Consider the following 14,632-nt stretch of genomic DNA (forward strand, 5'->3'; position numbering starts at 1 on the left):
GATTTGTCGACCTGACCTGGCCGGTTCCGGCCAAACGGGGCGCGCCGACACGGTGCGGCCGTCCCGGGAGCGGGGCCCGGCAGCGATACCCTGACCGGCGTGGGTATCTCGGCGTGGATCTGGTTCGTCATCGCCGCCGTCGCGCTGGTGGCGGGGCTTGGCCTGCTCTTCGCGGACCGGGCCAGGGAAGGCTCGCGCAACCGTGAACGGCAGCGCTGGGCCCAGTTGCGCGGGTGGCAGTTCGTGGAAGAGGACGAACGGCTGCCCCGGCAGTGGTCGGGGGCGCGATCGGCTACTTCGGCGCCGACGCGGCGGTGAACGTCGTCGCGGGCTCCACCTTCACCTCCGACGGCCGCCGTCCGGTGTTCATCTTCGACATCGAATCCCAGGGCCAGGTGCCCGCGGTGGTCGTGGCCGTGCGCTGCAACAAGACGCACCGGGTGCCGGTCGAGATGTGGCTGTCGAGCGTGCCGTTCCAGCGCGAGAACATGCCGGAGATGCTCGGCCCGATCGGCCAGCGCTACGCCTTCGCGGACGACTCCGAGGGTGCCCGCCAGGTCATCACCCAGGACCTGGTCGACGCGGCCGACCAGCTCGGCGGCGACGTCGGGGTGGCCTGGCTGGAGAACGAGTGGGTGCTGGCGAGTGTGGTGCCGGGTGCCGGACCGTCGCGGCTGGAGCGGCTGCTGCGGGATCTGGGCGAGATCGCGGACATCGTGGACCCGTTCGACGAGGACTACGACTCGAACCGCACCTGGACGCCTGCCGCGGGCACTCCGACCAGCGCGCCATCCCCGGCGGACACCCAGGCGACCCGGCCGGTCGACCCCCGCGCGGTCGAGACGTCGGCTCCGTCCCCGGCGGACACCAGGATGACGGAGCGGCAGCCTTCACCGCCCGCGCCGCGGACTCCGCCGGGCCGGGGTGAGGTTCCGCCTCCTCGGCCGGTGGAATCGGATCGTCCTGAGGATGCTTCTTCCTGATGTGAAAACCGCCCGGCCGCAGTCAGCGGCCGGGCGGTTTTTTGTGTGGCGACCTGCGTCAGGTCAGACCCGCGACACCTTCAGCGTGTCCCCGGTCTCCAGCTCCGGCAGGTCCACCTTCACGGTGTCCCCGTCCCGAACCTCACCCGACAGCAGCTGCTTCGCCAGCTGGTCCCCGATCGCCGACTGCACCAGCCGGCGCAGCGGGCGCGCGCCGTAGATCGGGTCGAAGCCGTTCAGTGCCAGCCATTCCCGGGCGCCGTCGGTCACCTCGAGGTGCAGGCGGCGCTGGGCGAGGCGCTTGGCGAGCCGGGCGACCTGGATGTCCACAATGGACGTCAGCTGCTCGGTGCCCAGCGCGTGGAACACCACGATGTCGTCCAGCCGGTTCAGGAACTCCGGCTTGAACTGGCGCTGCACGACCTCCATCACCGCGTCGCGGCGCTGGCGTTCGTCGAGTGCCGGGTCCGCGATCGCCTGCGAGCCGAGGTTCGACGTCAGGATCAGGATGGTGTTGCGGAAGTCCACCGTCCGGCCCTGGCCGTCGGTCAGCCTGCCGTCGTCGAGGACCTGCAGGAGCACGTCGAACACGTCCGGGTGCGCCTTTTCGACCTCGTCCAGCAGCACCACCGTGTACGGGCGGCGCCGGACGGCCTCGGTGAGCTGGCCGCCCTGGTCGTAGCCGACGTAACCCGGGGGAGCACCGACCAGGCGAGCCACCGAGTGCTTCTCGGAGTACTCGCTCATGTCGATCCGCTGCATCGCGCGTTCGTCGTCGAACAAGAACTCCGCCAGCGCCTTCGCCAGCTCGGTCTTGCCGACGCCGGTCGGGCCGAGGAACAGGAACGAGCCGGTCGGCCGGTCCGGGTCCGCCACGCCTGCCCGTGCGCGCCGCACGGCGTCCGCGACGACCTGGACTGCCTGGTCCTGGCCGATGACGCGGCGGTTCAGCTCCTCCTCCATCCGGAGCAGCTTGCCCGTCTCGCCTTCCAGCAGACGTCCGGCGGGGATGCCGGTCCACGCGCTGACCACGTCGGCGACGTCGTCCGCGCCCACCTCTTCCTTCAGCATGACGTTCTGCTTGCTGGCCTCGTTCGCGGCCATCGCGGCCTCGAACTCCTTCTCCAGCACCGGAATCCGGCCGTAGCGCAGCTCGGCGGCCTTGCCGAGGTCACCGTCCCGCTCGGCGCGTTCGGATTCGCCGCGCAGTTGCTCCAGCTGCTCCTTCAGCTCACGGACGGTCTCGATCGAGCCCTTCTCGTTCTGCCAACGAGCGGTCAGCGCGGTGAGTTCCTCGCGCTTCTCGGCCAGCTCGGCACGCAGTGCGGTGAGCCGTTCGAGGGAAGCGGCATCGTCCTCCTTGGACAGTGCCATCTCCTCGATCTCCATACGCCGCACGGCCCGCTCGACCTCGTCGATCTCCACCGGACGCGAGTCGATCTCCATGCGGATCTTCGACGCGGCCTCGTCGACCAGGTCGATCGCCTTGTCCGGCAGGAACCGCGCGGTGATGTAGCGGTCCGACAGCGTCGCGGCGGCGACCAGCGCGGCGTCCGTGATCCGGACACCGTGGTGCACCTCGTAACGCTCCTTCAGCCCGCGCAGGATCGCGATGGTGTCCTCCGGCGACGGCTCGCCGACCAGCACCTGCTGGAAACGCCGCTCCAGCGCCGGGTCCTTCTCGATGTGCTGGCGGTACTCGTCGAGCGTGGTCGCGCCGACCATCCGCAGCTCACCGCGAGCCAGCATCGGCTTGATCATGTTGCCCGCGTCCATCGCGCCCTCGCCGGTCGCGCCCGCGCCGACGATGGTGTGCAGCTCGTCGATGAACGTGATGACCTCGCCCGCGGAATCGGTGATTTCCTTGAGGACAGCCTTCAACCGCTCTTCGAACTCGCCGCGGAACTTCGCGCCGGCGACCATCGACCCGAGGTCGAGTGCGACGACTCGCTTGCCGCGCAACGATTCCGGCACGTCGCCCGCGACGATCCGCTGGGCGAGGCCCTCGACGATCGCCGTCTTGCCGACGCCCGGTTCGCCGATCAGCACCGGGTTGTTCTTGGTACGCCGGGAAAGCACCTGCACGACGCGGCGGATCTCGGTGTCCCGGCCGATGACCGGGTCAAGCTCGCCCGCGCGCGCCCGCTCGGTCAGGTCGACGCCGTACTTCTCCAGCGCCTTGAACGTGCTTTCGGGGTCCGCGCTGGTGATCCGGGCCGACCCGCGCACCTTCGCGAACGCCTCGCGCAGCGCGTCCGGCGTGGCACCGTGCCGCTTGAGCAGGTCCGCGACCTGCGCGCCCTCGGTGGCGAGGCCGACGAGCAGGTGCTCGGTCGACACGTACTCGTCGCCGAGTTCGGTGGCCAGCTTCTGCGCCTGCGTGAGCGACTTGACCGCGGGCGAGTCGAACTGCGGGGTCGACACGGTCGCGCCGGTCGCCGACGGCAGCGCGTGAATGATCGGCTCGAGTTCCTTGTGCACCGTCTCCGGGTCCGCCCCGACCGCGGTCAGCAGCGGTGCGGTGGTCCCGTCACCCTGCGCCAGCAGGGCGCCCAGCAAATGGGCGGCCGACACGTGCGGGTTGCCGGCCACGGTGGCCGCCTGCGCCGCGGACGAGATCGCCTGCTGGGTCTTCGTGGTCGGGTTGAAAGCGTCCATCCCTCACCTCATGCGTTCGTGGAAATACCTGGTGACAGGCCCGACCAAGGCCCATCGACAGGTATAACGTCAGCAAAGTTGAGTCTGTTCCGCTCAACTCTGAATTGGTGCCACCGCAGCCGCGGGCAGCCTCGGTCCCAGCCTGCCGAGCCCGAGCGCGGCGAGGCAAGCGCAACCCCCGACCAGAACCCAGGGTAACCATGCCGCCACGGAGAACAACGACACCACCGCCGGAGCGAGCACCTGAGCCACAGTGAACGCGTATTGGAACGCGGCGAGGTAACGGCCCTTCGCTTCGGGCGGCGCGGCGGCCTCGGCGAGCGCGCCGGAGCGTGGGCCGAACACCAGGTCACCGGCGGCGAAGAAGAGCGTGGCGGCCAGCAGATACGGCACTTGCCAGCTTCGCGGCACCAGCAGCACGCCGACGCTCGCCAGGCACCACGCGGCGAACAACGCGGACCCGGCCCGCATCGCGCTGATCCGGCTGAGCCCGCGCGTGAGCCGCAGCGCGACCGTGCCGCCGGCACTGGTCAGCACGGTCAGCAGGAACAGGATCGCGCCGGGCAGCCACGTCGGCGCGTGCAGCCGGTCGAGCACGAACACCGGCGTGCCGATGAGGAAGAAATCGAGCGACAACCCGAACAGGCCGCTCAGCAAGATCAACGTCAGGTACGGACGGTTGCGCAGCACTCCGCTTCGGACCCGGACCGCGGGCGGGAACCGGCGGCCGGGAGGGATGAACGCCGCGACGAGGCCCGCCGCCGCCAAGAACGTAAGGACGTCCACGACGAGCGCGACGCCGTAGCCGCGATCGCCGAACCAGGTGAGCAGTGCGGACGACATCAGCCCGCCGAGTCCGAAACCGCCCGCGCGCACCATCCCGACTTCGGCGAACGGCCGGTCCTTCGGCACGTCTCCGGCGACTTCGGAGATGAGCGCGAACAGGCAGCTGTAGAACAATTGTTGCCCGGCACCAAGCATGATGGCGGCCACCACAACGCCGCCGATGCCGTGCGCGAACAGATACGCGCTGATTCCGGCAGCCTGCAACAGTTGCGCCGCGAGAACTCCGGTTCTCGGACCGGCGCGGTCCACCAGCCGCCCGGCGAGCGGTGGCATCAAAAGCCCTGCCGTGGTGCCCAAAGTCACCGCTGTGCCCGCTTCGACGAGCGGGACACCGATCACCCGCGTCACGTAAAGCAGTGCGAGCGGAAGGAAAAGTCCGGAACCGAAGTTGTCGATCCCCATAGCCAGCAACATCGCGACCCTGCTTCGCGTCACATATTCGACGCTACCTCCGGGGAAGGGGGACGAGGCAGGGCCGGGAGGGCGCATCGCTCGGCGGCAAATGCCACTCCCAGTAGAAAGCTCGTGAGTGTCTATCGCGGTTCTAACCGCGATAAACACTCACGAGCCCCTTTAGTCGACGCTAAGTGTTCCTTGGTGCCTAACGAACTCTCGCTCCACGGCTTCGCTCAACTCGACATCGTGCTGTGCCGCGGCACCGTCCCCAACGGTCATCGGCTCCGCGTGCGGCGTGTATCCGTGTGCAGACACAGTGAGCGTGTAGGCGCCCGGTTCGATTCCCGTGAATCGGTACGTGCCGTCGCCGCCTGCAATGTGCGTTGCAGTAACAGTGCCCAGGCGATCGGTAAGCGTCAGCACCGCGCCTGCGACGGCGGCGTGTCGCCCGGCTGCGCGTACACGGCCCGAGATAGCGCCCTGACTGTCCAACAGCAAGTCGTGCCAACGCGCATTGCCGTTAAGTCGCACTGTCGACACCGCGGGCCGCGTCGAACCCGCTGTCGCGAGAAGCACGTGCTCGCCCGCAGTGTTCGCCGACAGTTCGTACGCGCCGGTACGTCCCGTACGGCCAACGTCGACCTGACGCCCGGCCATGTCGGTGAGCGTGAGCACGACACCGGACACGGGCTGACCGTTCGCGTCGAGAACCCGGCCACGCAACACAGTGGTCACCTCGACCGGCGCTTCGACCACGGAGACAGCCTCGGCCGAAACAGCAGCGGGAGCCGGGGCTGGCGCGTCCGCGTCGAGCGTCCGGCGCAGCGGCACCTCCTTGATGAACAGCACCGCGAGGAAGGTGACCACGGCGATGCAGCCCGCGACAAAGAACACCGTGCCGGTCGCGTCGCCGAAAGCTCCGCGCACCACCGGCTGCAGCGCTGGCGGGAGCGAGTTGATGGCGAACGTGCCGCCGCCACCGGAAACCGCGCCGCCGCTGTGAATCCCCATGTGCGACAGGGAGTTCGCGATGTTCGTGGCCACCCGCGCGGACAGCACCGCGCCGAGCGCGGACACGCCCGCCGCGCCGCCGAGCGACCGGAAGAACGTGACGACCGAGGACGACGAACCGATGTCCTTCATCGCGACCGTGTTTTGGACTACCAAAACCAGGTTCTGCATCAGGAAGCCCAGTCCGAGGCCGACCAGCGCGAGGTAGACGCCCATCAGCGTCAGATTCGTCGCGTGGTCCACCGTCGAAAGCAGGAACAGCCCGGCCAGCAGCGAAACCCCGCCAGCGATCATGAACGGCTTGGTGCGCCCGGTCCGGGAAATGACCTGCCCGGCTCCAGTCGACGCGATCGCGAGGCCCAGCACCATCGGCAGCGTCATCAGACCGGCGTGCGTGGGCGAGAACCCGCGCGCGATTTGGTAGTACTGGCCGAGGAAGACCGAGCCGCCGAACATCGCGGTGCCGACCGCCAGCGAGGCGAGCACGGACAGCGTGAAAGTGCGGTTGCGGAAGAGCCGCAGCGGAACCACCGGCTCCGCGACCCGCGATTCGACGAACACCGCCAGCGCCAGCGCGACAATCGCCCCGCCGACGTACGCGACGCTCGACCACGAAACCCACCCGAAGCTGCCGCCCGCCAGCGAAACCCAGATCAGCAGCAGCGCGACGCCGCCGACCAGCAGGGTCGCGCCCAGCCAGTCGATCCGCACCTTGCGCTTGAGCACCGGCAGCTTCAGCGTCCGGCCGAGCACGATGAACGCGACGACGGCCAGCGGCACGCACACCCAGAAACACCAGCGCCAGCCGAGCGGCGAGTCGACGATCAGCCCGCCGATCAACGGGCCGGACACGGTCGCGACGGCGAATACCGCGCCGGTGTAACCGGTGTAGCGGCCCCGGTCGCGCGGGGCGATCATCGCCGCGATGACGACCTGGATCAGCGCTTGCAGCCCGCCGAGCCCGATGCCCTGCAGCGCGCGGTAGGTGATCAGCTCGGGCATCGACTGCGCGATCCCGCCCAGCGCCGAACCGGCGGTGAAGACGACGATCGCGATTTGGTACAGCAGTTTCTTGCTGAACAGGTCGGAGAGCTTGCCCCAGATCGGGGTGGTGGCGGTCGAGGTCAGCAGGGTCGCGGTGACGACCCAGGTGTACTCGCTTTGCGAACCGTGCAGATCGGCGAGGATCGTCGGCAGCGCGTTGGACACGATGGTCGACGACAGCAACGCCACGAGCAGGGCCAGCAGCAGCCCGGTGAACGCCTTGAGGATCTCCCGGTGCGTCATCGGCTGCCCGGATGCGGTGGTTTCCACTTTTCGCTACTTCACTTTCCCGCGTGCGGGGCCTGGCCGGCGCAGTACCCGGACGGGCCGAGCGTCGCGCGCAGACCTTCGTTCAGTTCGGCGAGCTGGGACGTGAGGCCCTCGATCCGGGCCTCGTCCCATCCGCCCAATGCCGTCTCGAAGAACTCGAGATACTGCTTGCGCCACAGTTCGAGGCGCTCGAGGCCGGCCTCGGACACGCTGATCAGCGACGCGCGCCCGTCCTCGGGGGCGGGACGGCGCTGGATCAGCCCGGCGGCCTGCAACTGGGCGATCTGCCTGCTGATCACCGAAAGGTCGACGAGCCTGCGCTTGGCGACCTCGGACGGGCGGGCCTCACCGTGCTTGGCGAGGTCGGACAGCAGCATCGCCGAGGCCGGGTGCAGCCCCGGCTCGTTCTGCCACGCCTGCATGATCCACAGGTGCTGGAGCTGGGCGGACGCCTTCAGTTCCCGCAGCAGTTCGAGCCGCACATCGTCGCCGACGCTCATGGTTCCTCCTGGGCCCCTGCCCACTTGCTTGTATTCTACAAGTTTAGACACCGAAGGTTGCGTAGGGCAACTATCTAATCGGTGAGCTGCCCCACGTCCCGACCGGCCGGTAACCCGACCGGAGCAACGATGCGGGCAATCCGCCTCAGTGCGGCTACTCTGCGGACCAGACGTCCCGCGATGCCGACGCGGCGAGCACGTCCAAGGACAACGAGGAGCAGGAGTGGCGAATTCCCCCGCGCGGACGCGCGAGCCGAATCCGACAACCGCGACCGCCCCGCGCCCGTGACCGTTCCCTCCCAACCCCCGGCCTCCGGTCCCGACCCATGAACGACGACAGCCCGATGACAGCCGATTCGATCAGCCCGCTCCCGCGCACGTCCGCCGCGCCCCGGCAGGCGCCCGCGGCCGTCGTCGCGATGGTGCGGCTCATCCGCGACACCTGGGCCAAATCGGAGCCGTACGCGCCGGAGATCTCCCAGTTCTTCTACGGGATGCTGTTCACCCTCGCGCCCGCCACGCGCGATTTCTTCCCGATCAACATGGAGGTGCAGGGCGGGCGGATCATCCGCGCGCTGGCCCGCGTCGTGCAGATGGTGGACCGGCCGGACGATCTGCTGCCGTTCCTGCGCCAGCTCGGCCGCGACCACCGCAAGTTCGGCGTGGCCCCCAAGCACTACGAGGCCGTCGGCACCGCGCTGCTGGCCGCGCTGAAGAACCACCTCGGCCCGGACTGGACGCCGGAGGTCGAGCGCGCGTGGGCGGAGGCGTTCACCATCGTCGCGCGCGCGATGCAGGAGGCCGCGGCGGCGGACGAGAACCCGGCGTCGTGGTCGGCCACCGTGGTCGAGCACCGGCGGCTCACCTGGGATCTCGCGCTGGTGCGGGTGATCCCGGACCAGCCGGTGCCGTACTCGCCGGGCCAGTACATGAGCGTCGAGGTGCCGCAGCGGCCGCGGTTGTGGCGGTACCTGTCGCCGGCCAACGCGCCGCGCGAGGACGGCGGCATCGAGTTCCACGTGCGCGCGGTCGACGGCGGCTGGGTGTCGCGGGCGATCGTGAGCCACACGCAGGCGGGCGACGTCTGGCGGCTCGGCCCGCCGCTGGGCCGGATGACCGTCAACCGCGAGCAGTCGCGCGGCGTGCTCATGGTGGCGGGCGGCACCGGGGTCGCGCCGCTGCGGGCGATCCTCGACCACCTCGCGCTGTGGGGCGAGAACCCGAAGACCCGGCTGTTCTACGGCGGGCCGACCCGGGAAGACCTCTACGACCTCGAAGAACTGCGCGCGCTCGCGGCGACCAACCCGTGGCTCACCATCACCCCGGTCGTCGAGCGCGGCGACCACCTGCCCGGCTGCGAACACGGCACCCTCGCCGAGGCGGTCACGCGGTACGGCGCGTGGCCGGACCACGACATCCTGGTGTCCGGTTCGCCGGCGATGATCCGCGCGACGGTGTCCCGGATGCTGGTCGCCGGAAGCGCGCTGGACCAGATCCAGTACGACCCGTTCACCGCGGACTGAGGCGGTTCTCAGCTCGCGCGATTAGGGTCGGTGCCATGGACATCCGGATTCCGGTGGCGGACGGGGACATCGGCGGCTACCTGGCGGTGCCGTCCGGCGACGGGCCGTTCCCGGCCGTCGTGCTGATCCACGACGTACTCGGGCTGAACCAGGACGCGCGCGAGATCACCGACCGGTACGCGGCCGCGGGCTATCTCGCGCTGAGCCCCGATCTGTACTCGCGCGGCGGCATGATCCGCTGCGTGAAGCGGACCTTCCAGGACCTGTTCGCCCGCGAGGGCCGGGCGTTCGCGGACATCGAGGCGGCGCGGGTGCTCGTCGCCGGACGGGAAGACGCGACCGGCAAGGTCGGCGTCGTCGGGTTCTGCATGGGCGGCGGGTTCGCGTTGGTGGCCGCCTCCCGGGACTTCGACGCTTCCGCGCCGTACTACGGACAACTGCCGAAGGATCTGTCCGCTTTGGACGGTTCCTGCCCGATCGTCGGCAGCTTCGGCGGCAAGGACTTTTCCCTGCGCGGTGCGGCGGCCAAGCTCGAAGCCGCGCTCACCGAACGCGGAATCCCGCACGACGTCAAGGAATATCCGGACGCCGGGCACGGCTTCGCGAACCACTACCGGCCCGCACCGCTGGCCGCGCTCGCGAAGGTCACGGGGATGGGCTATCACGCGCCGTCGGATTCTGATGCCTGGCACCGAGTCATGGCGTTCTTCGAGGAGCATCTTCAGCCCAGCGTGCTCAAGTAACTGAGCGCGCCGACCGCGACCGCGCCGAGACACGCGAGGCCGACGGTGCGGCGATCCGCCCGCTGGGCTTGCGTCAGCAACCGGATCCCCGACGGCACGAAAGCCACACACAGCCCGACGGCGGCGACGATCGACCACGCCGTTGTTCCTTTGAGGACACCGAGCGGCAGGACGGTCGTGGCGGCGAGCGCTACCGAGCGCACCCGGCCGAGCACTCCGGCGCGATAGGCCGCGAAAGCCAGCAGCGGCCAGCCGAACATGATCGTGAACGACAAGAAGCTGAACAGGTGCAGATCGCCGTACGCCTCCGCGACGAAGGCGGTCGCGTAGTCCGCCCCGCGATGGCGAGCAAGATCCATTGCGGCTTGGTCGAATCCGGCGTGGAAGACCCGCTCCGCCAGCCCGACCAGCACGAGCGCACCGGACCACGCCGCCCAGCGCGGCTGCATCACCGCGATCTGGCGGACCACTGTGGACACTGCGCAGAGAAGCACCACCTGACCGGCGAGGAAACAGCTGTAAGCCGCGGTCATCTGGGCCGGATGCTGCACGGAAGCGGCTAGCTGGTGCGGAAAGAAGAACGGGTACGGCAGGCGTAGCAGCACACCGGCGAGCACGAGCACCGGACCGAGGACGAGCGCCACTCCGCCGAGGCGAGGGCCGGGAAAGGTCGACATGCCGCTCACCGTGCCCGTCCGGATACCCCGCGCACATCGGTCTGGGGCGGACAGTTCCGTGCTGCGGAACTAAACCACGGGATGACCCACCACAGCACGATGTGCACGCGCGCCGCACTGGCTAACGTAAGTGCTATGTCCCCTTTGCGAGTGAGCGACGTCGCGCTGGCGGCAGGTCTCCTCGTCGCGGACGTCGGTCTCGCCGGGAACCTGCTGATCGACGCAGAACCCTGGCGGCTGCCCGTGTCCGCTGTGATCGCGACGCTGATCGCCGCCGCGGTGCTGATGCGTCGCCGGGCTCCGGTGCCGCTATTGATCGGTGTCATGGCCGTTTCCGCGTCGGCTGCGGCTTTTGGGTTGCTGTGGGATCCCTTCGTCGGCGCGGCCGCGGTGCTGTACCTCGTGCGTCCGCCGCGCGCTTTGCCTGCGGCGGCCGGGGTTGCGGCGGTGTCGGTGGCCACGGCGGTGGTCGGGCACTGGTGGTACGCGTTCGGCGTTCCGCTCGCGTTGCTCACGTGGGGGCTTGCCGAAGCGGTCCGGTCTCGACGCGCGCAAACGGCGCGGCAGGAACGGCAACGCGAGCATCGGATCCTGGTCGACGAGCGCGTCCGCATCGCGCGCGAGCTGCACGACGTCGTCACGCACGGGATGGGCTTGATCGCGGTGAAAGCGGGCGTCGCCAACCATGTCGCGGACAGCCGACCGGAGGAAGCGCGCGACGCGTTGCGCGTGATCGAAGCGACCAGCCGCGCGGCGCTCGGCGAGATGCGGCGGTTGCTGCACGTGTTGCGCGACGACGCCGACGAGACCCCGGCAGACCCGCTCACCGCGTTGCCGGGGCTGGCCGAACGAGCACGCCAGACCGGCGTCGACGTCGAGCTGACCGTCTTGGGTACCGCACGGGTGCCAGAACCGGTCGCGCTGGCCGCGTACCGCATCGTGCAGGAAGCGGTAACGAACGTGGTGAAACACGCCGCGCCAGCCAGCTGCCGGGTGGTCGTCGCGGTCGGCGCGGACGAGATCCGGATCCAGGTCACCGACGACGGCACGGCACCGATCGGCGAACTACGGCTCGGCCACGGGCTGACCGGCATGCGTGAACGCGTCGCCCTCTATGGCGGCGAACTGCTCGCCGGACCCGGTCCGGACGGCGGGTTCCGCGTCACCGCGACCCTCCGGTGCGCCGATGGCTGACCAGATCCGCGTCGTCGTCGCGGACGATCAAGCCTTGCTGCGCGGGAGTTTCCGGCTGCTGCTCGACAGCGAACCGGACTTCACCGTGATCGGCGAGGCCGCGACCGGGGCCGAGGTGGTCGAGCTGGCCGTGGCGGAGCAACCGGACGTGGTGTTGATGGACGTCCGGATGCCGGTGATGGACGGGATCGAAGCGACCCGGCTGATCGGCGAGCGGGCCCCGGACGTGCGGGTACTCGTGCTGACCATGTTCGACCTCGACGAGCACGTGTTCGCCGCACTGCGCGCCGGAGCGACCGGCTTCCTGCTCAAGGACACCCGCCCGGCCGACCTGTGCGCGGCGGTACGCGTGGTCGCCGCCGGGGACGCGCTGCTCGGCCCGTCCATCACCCGGCGGCTGGTCGCACAGTTCGCCCGGATCCCGGACGCCCCGCCGCGTGCGGACGTCGCCGCGCTTGCCCCACGGGAACGCGAGGTGCTCACCTTAGTCGCTAGTGGACTGTCCAATGTGGAAATCACCGAGCGGATGCAGCTTTCGATGGCGACGGTGAAGACCTACGTCGGACGGCTGCTCGCGAAACTCGACGCCCGGGATCGTGCGCAGCTGGTGATCGTCGCGTACGAATCCGGCCTCGTGCGCGCCCGGCGTTGACCTACCGCCAGACCGCCTCGGCCCGGTCGCTGGCTTCCGGAGTGAAGTAGTCGCCGGTCTCCAGGTCTTCCAGCAGCGACGCGTGATTCGGCGTCCAGCCCAGCAGTTCCTGAGTGTGCGCGCTGGAGGCAGGCACGTCGAGGGAGAAAAACCTTGCCAGGAACGGGTTCCCGAGGTGTTCGGCGGCTTCTTCGAGCGTCAATGACTTTACGCGGAGGTCGAGCAGCTGCGCGATCTTCTCCGCGACGCTCTTGATCGTGACGGTTTCCCCGACGCCGTGCAGCACGCTCCCGGCAGGCGCTTTTTCCAACGCCAGCCGGAAAAGCACCGCCGCGTCATCGCGATGGACCGCGGGCCAGCGGTTCGTGCCTTCGCCGATGTACGCCGAAACCCCGGCCCGGCGCGCGCCCGCGATGAGCGCCGGGATGAACCCGTGGTCGCGCGGTCCGTGCACGGTCGGCGCGAGCCGCACGACGCTCGCCCGGACGCCACGGTCGGCGAACCCGAGGCAGGTCTGTTCGCCGGGAATCCGGAAGTAGGCCACCGATTCAGGGTCGGCCGGGTCGAGTTCGGTGCTGACCTGGCCGGCCTTCATCACCAAGGTGCCCGACGTGCTGACGAACGGTTTGCCGGTGCCGACCAGCGCCTGGCCCAGCGCGTCGATCGCCTCGCAGTCGCGGCGGATGAGGTCGTCCGGGTCGGCGTAGCTGCCGCCCTGCGCCATGTGCAGCACGCCGTCGGCGGCTTCGGCACCGCGGCGCAGGCTGTCGAGGTCGTCGAGCGACCCCTGGTGCGGCGTCGCGCCAAGCGATGCGAGCCGGGCGGCGGAGGTGTCCGAACGAGCCAAGCCGGTAACCGCGTGCCCGGCCCTGACCAGCTCGGCAACGACGGCGGGCCCGGTCTGGCCGGATCCGCCAGTGACGAAAACGTGCATTTAAGGCTCCTTAGTGTCAGTCACTGACTCTACACGTAGCGACAGTGACTGTCACTTGTGCGCGCGACAGGTAGGCTCACGACGTGCCACGGTCCGGAGCAGAAGCGCGCAGCCGCCTCAAACAGGCGGCACTGGAGCTGTACCGGGAAAACGGTTTCGACAAGACGACCACCGCGGAGATCGCCGCCCGGGCCGGCGTCACCGAGCGCACGTTCTTCCGGCACTTCCCGGACAAGCGCGAGGTGCTCTTCGACGGCGAAGCCGACCTGCGCGAGGACCTCACCCAGTCGGTCGCCGAAGCCCCGGAAGGCCTTGCGCCGCTGGAAATCCTGCTGCGGGCGTTCAAGAAGGCCGGGCGGATCATGGAGCGGAATCTCCCGTTCGCCGAACCCCGGCGGGATCTGATCGCCGCTACGCCGACACTGCGGGAGCGCAATTTGGCCAAGGCCGCGTCGCTGGCGGAGGCGCTCGCGGAGGCGTTGCGGGAGCGCGGGGTGGAGGATCGGGTGGCGCGGCTGGCGGCGCATGCCGGGTGGGCGACGTTTCACCACGCGACGCAGGCTTGGATCAGCGCGCCTGGGCGGGGGTTGGATGAGTATCTGGATGAGGCGTTCGCGGATCTGCGGGAGCTGGGGGCTGGAGTCCAGTTAGGACAGTGAGCGGGGACAGGGCAACAAAAAGCCCCTCCGGCGGCGGTCGGGAGGGGCGGGGTCTCGTGAGTGGCGATCACGGTTCTAACCGCGATCGCCACTCACGACAAGCTCAGCGGCGCTTAGGCTTCCACACCACCATCGAGGTGGTCTGCCGCAGCGGCACCAGGTCCTTGCGATAGGACGCGTGCACCGCAGCGGCGGCTTGTTCGGCGGCCGCATAAGCGGCGGCGAGTTCTTCGGTCAGCTCGTGCACCCGGGACTGCAGCGCGTCGACCTGGTTCTCCAGTTCGATGATGCGCTTGATGCCGGACAGGTTGACGCCGTCCTCCTGCGAGAGGCGCTGGACCTCGCGCAGCAGGGCGATGTCGCGCAGCGAATAGCGCCGCCCGCCGCCGGCGGTGCGGCCTGGCGAGACCAGGCCGTGCCGGTCGTAGGAGCGCAGGGTCTGCGCGTGCAGCCCGGAAAGCTGGGCCGCCACCGAAATCACGAATACCGGGGTGTCCTCGTCCGCGCCGTGCGGGAGTCCCGGATTGCCGCCGAACATCACC

At 69.4% G+C, this 14,632-nt stretch carries 12 protein-coding genes and 1 pseudogene; 6 read left to right on the top strand and 7 right to left on the bottom strand.

The window, feature by feature from the left end; genetic code table 11:
* Positions 1 to 99: 99 nt before the first annotated feature.
* A pseudogene (locus RPX00_RS12290) lies at positions 100 to 744 on the top strand (hypothetical protein); the annotation flags it as partial.
* Between the two features lie 302 nt (positions 745 to 1,046).
* On the opposite strand, the gene clpB reads toward RPX00_RS12290, so the two are convergent.
* The 4 genes from clpB to RPX00_RS12310 form a co-directional block, all read right to left on the bottom strand.
* Positions 1,047 to 3,641 (bottom strand): ATP-dependent chaperone ClpB, encoded by a 2,595-nt coding sequence (gene clpB, locus RPX00_RS12295; RefSeq protein ID WP_406639646.1) that lies wholly within the window; start codon positions 3,639 to 3,641, stop codon positions 1,047 to 1,049.
* Between the two features lie 93 nt (positions 3,642 to 3,734).
* On the bottom strand, positions 3,735 to 4,922 hold the full coding sequence (locus tag RPX00_RS12300; RefSeq protein WP_406639647.1) for an MFS transporter: 1,188 nt from the start codon (positions 4,920 to 4,922) through the stop codon (positions 3,735 to 3,737).
* 138 nt (positions 4,923 to 5,060) lie between these two features.
* Positions 5,061 to 7,181, bottom strand: coding sequence for an MFS transporter (locus tag RPX00_RS12305; RefSeq protein ID WP_406642885.1), 2,121 nt, complete (start codon positions 7,179 to 7,181; stop codon positions 5,061 to 5,063).
* Between the two features lie 38 nt (positions 7,182 to 7,219).
* Positions 7,220 to 7,708, bottom strand: a complete 489-nt coding sequence (locus tag RPX00_RS12310; RefSeq protein WP_406639648.1) for a MarR family winged helix-turn-helix transcriptional regulator — start codon at positions 7,706 to 7,708, stop codon at positions 7,220 to 7,222.
* Between the two features lie 344 nt (positions 7,709 to 8,052).
* On the opposite strand from RPX00_RS12310, the gene RPX00_RS12315 reads away from it, so the two are divergent.
* Positions 8,053 to 9,231 (top strand): globin domain-containing protein, encoded by a 1,179-nt coding sequence (locus tag RPX00_RS12315; protein ID WP_406642887.1) that lies wholly within the window; start codon positions 8,053 to 8,055, stop codon positions 9,229 to 9,231.
* A gap of 35 nt (positions 9,232 to 9,266) precedes the next feature.
* The gene (locus RPX00_RS12320; RefSeq protein WP_406639649.1) at positions 9,267 to 9,974 is read left to right on the top strand and encodes a dienelactone hydrolase family protein; all 708 of its coding nucleotides are present in this window, start codon (positions 9,267 to 9,269) and stop codon (positions 9,972 to 9,974) included.
* On the opposite strand, the gene RPX00_RS12325 is transcribed toward RPX00_RS12320, so the two are convergent.
* The gene (locus RPX00_RS12325) at positions 9,953 to 10,651 is read right to left on the bottom strand and encodes a hypothetical protein (protein WP_406639650.1); all 699 of its coding nucleotides are present in this window, start codon (positions 10,649 to 10,651) and stop codon (positions 9,953 to 9,955) included. The genes RPX00_RS12320 and RPX00_RS12325 overlap by 22 nt on opposite strands.
* Positions 10,652 to 10,786: 135 nt before the next feature.
* On the opposite strand from RPX00_RS12325, the gene RPX00_RS12330 reads away from it, so the two are divergent.
* Together RPX00_RS12330 and RPX00_RS12335 are read left to right on the top strand one after the other, a co-directional pair.
* Positions 10,787 to 11,845 carry a sensor histidine kinase gene (locus RPX00_RS12330; RefSeq protein ID WP_406639651.1) on the top strand — a complete coding sequence of 353 codons (1,059 nt, stop codon included), beginning with the start codon at positions 10,787 to 10,789 and terminating at the stop codon, positions 11,843 to 11,845.
* Positions 11,838 to 12,497, top strand: coding sequence for a response regulator (locus RPX00_RS12335; RefSeq protein ID WP_406639652.1), 660 nt, complete (start codon positions 11,838 to 11,840; stop codon positions 12,495 to 12,497). The genes RPX00_RS12330 and RPX00_RS12335 overlap by 8 nt, the downstream gene beginning before the upstream one ends.
* 1 nt (position 12,498) lies before the next feature.
* Here RPX00_RS12335 and RPX00_RS12340 read toward each other — a convergent pair whose 3' ends face one another.
* Positions 12,499 to 13,431, bottom strand: coding sequence for an SDR family oxidoreductase (locus tag RPX00_RS12340; protein ID WP_406639653.1), 933 nt, complete (start codon positions 13,429 to 13,431; stop codon positions 12,499 to 12,501).
* Positions 13,432 to 13,514: 83 nt separating this feature from the next.
* Between RPX00_RS12340 and RPX00_RS12345 the strand changes: the two genes are divergently transcribed.
* The gene (locus RPX00_RS12345; RefSeq protein ID WP_406639654.1) at positions 13,515 to 14,090 is read left to right on the top strand and encodes a TetR family transcriptional regulator; all 576 of its coding nucleotides are present in this window, start codon (positions 13,515 to 13,517) and stop codon (positions 14,088 to 14,090) included.
* Positions 14,091 to 14,193: 103 nt separating this feature from the next.
* Here the strand turns inward: RPX00_RS12345 and RPX00_RS12350 are convergent, their stop codons facing one another.
* Entirely contained in the window at positions 14,194 to 14,628 is a 435-nt protein-coding gene (locus RPX00_RS12350; RefSeq protein WP_406639655.1) for a heat shock protein transcriptional repressor HspR, read from the bottom strand.
* Positions 14,629 to 14,632: the final 4 nt, after the last annotated feature.

It is taken from the genome of Amycolatopsis sp. WGS_07 (assembly GCF_045278895.1).
GTDB lineage: Bacteria > Actinomycetota > Actinomycetes > Mycobacteriales > Pseudonocardiaceae > Amycolatopsis.

Excerpts from the sequence above, each read along its gene's own strand:
- RPX00_RS12350 (WP_406639655.1), bottom strand. The coding sequence starts at position 14,628 with ATGTTCGGCGGCAATCCGGGACTCCCGCACGGCGCGGACGAGGACACC.
- RPX00_RS12320 (WP_406639649.1), top strand. The coding sequence starts at position 9,267 with ATGGACATCCGGATTCCGGTGGCGGACGGGGACATCGGCGGCTACCTG.
- clpB (WP_406639646.1), bottom strand. The coding sequence starts at position 3,641 with ATGGACGCTTTCAACCCGACCACGAAGACCCAGCAGGCGATCTCGTCC.
- RPX00_RS12335 (WP_406639652.1), top strand. The coding sequence starts at position 11,838 with ATGGCTGACCAGATCCGCGTCGTCGTCGCGGACGATCAAGCCTTGCTG.
- RPX00_RS12315 (WP_406642887.1), top strand. The coding sequence starts at position 8,053 with ATGACAGCCGATTCGATCAGCCCGCTCCCGCGCACGTCCGCCGCGCCC.
- RPX00_RS12310 (WP_406639648.1), bottom strand. The coding sequence starts at position 7,708 with ATGAGCGTCGGCGACGATGTGCGGCTCGAACTGCTGCGGGAACTGAAG.
- RPX00_RS12325 (WP_406639650.1), bottom strand. The coding sequence starts at position 10,651 with ATGTCGACCTTTCCCGGCCCTCGCCTCGGCGGAGTGGCGCTCGTCCTC.
- RPX00_RS12330 (WP_406639651.1), top strand. The coding sequence starts at position 10,787 with ATGTCCCCTTTGCGAGTGAGCGACGTCGCGCTGGCGGCAGGTCTCCTC.
- RPX00_RS12340 (WP_406639653.1), bottom strand. The coding sequence starts at position 13,431 with ATGCACGTTTTCGTCACTGGCGGATCCGGCCAGACCGGGCCCGCCGTC.
- RPX00_RS12305 (WP_406642885.1), bottom strand. The coding sequence starts at position 7,181 with ATGACGCACCGGGAGATCCTCAAGGCGTTCACCGGGCTGCTGCTGGCC.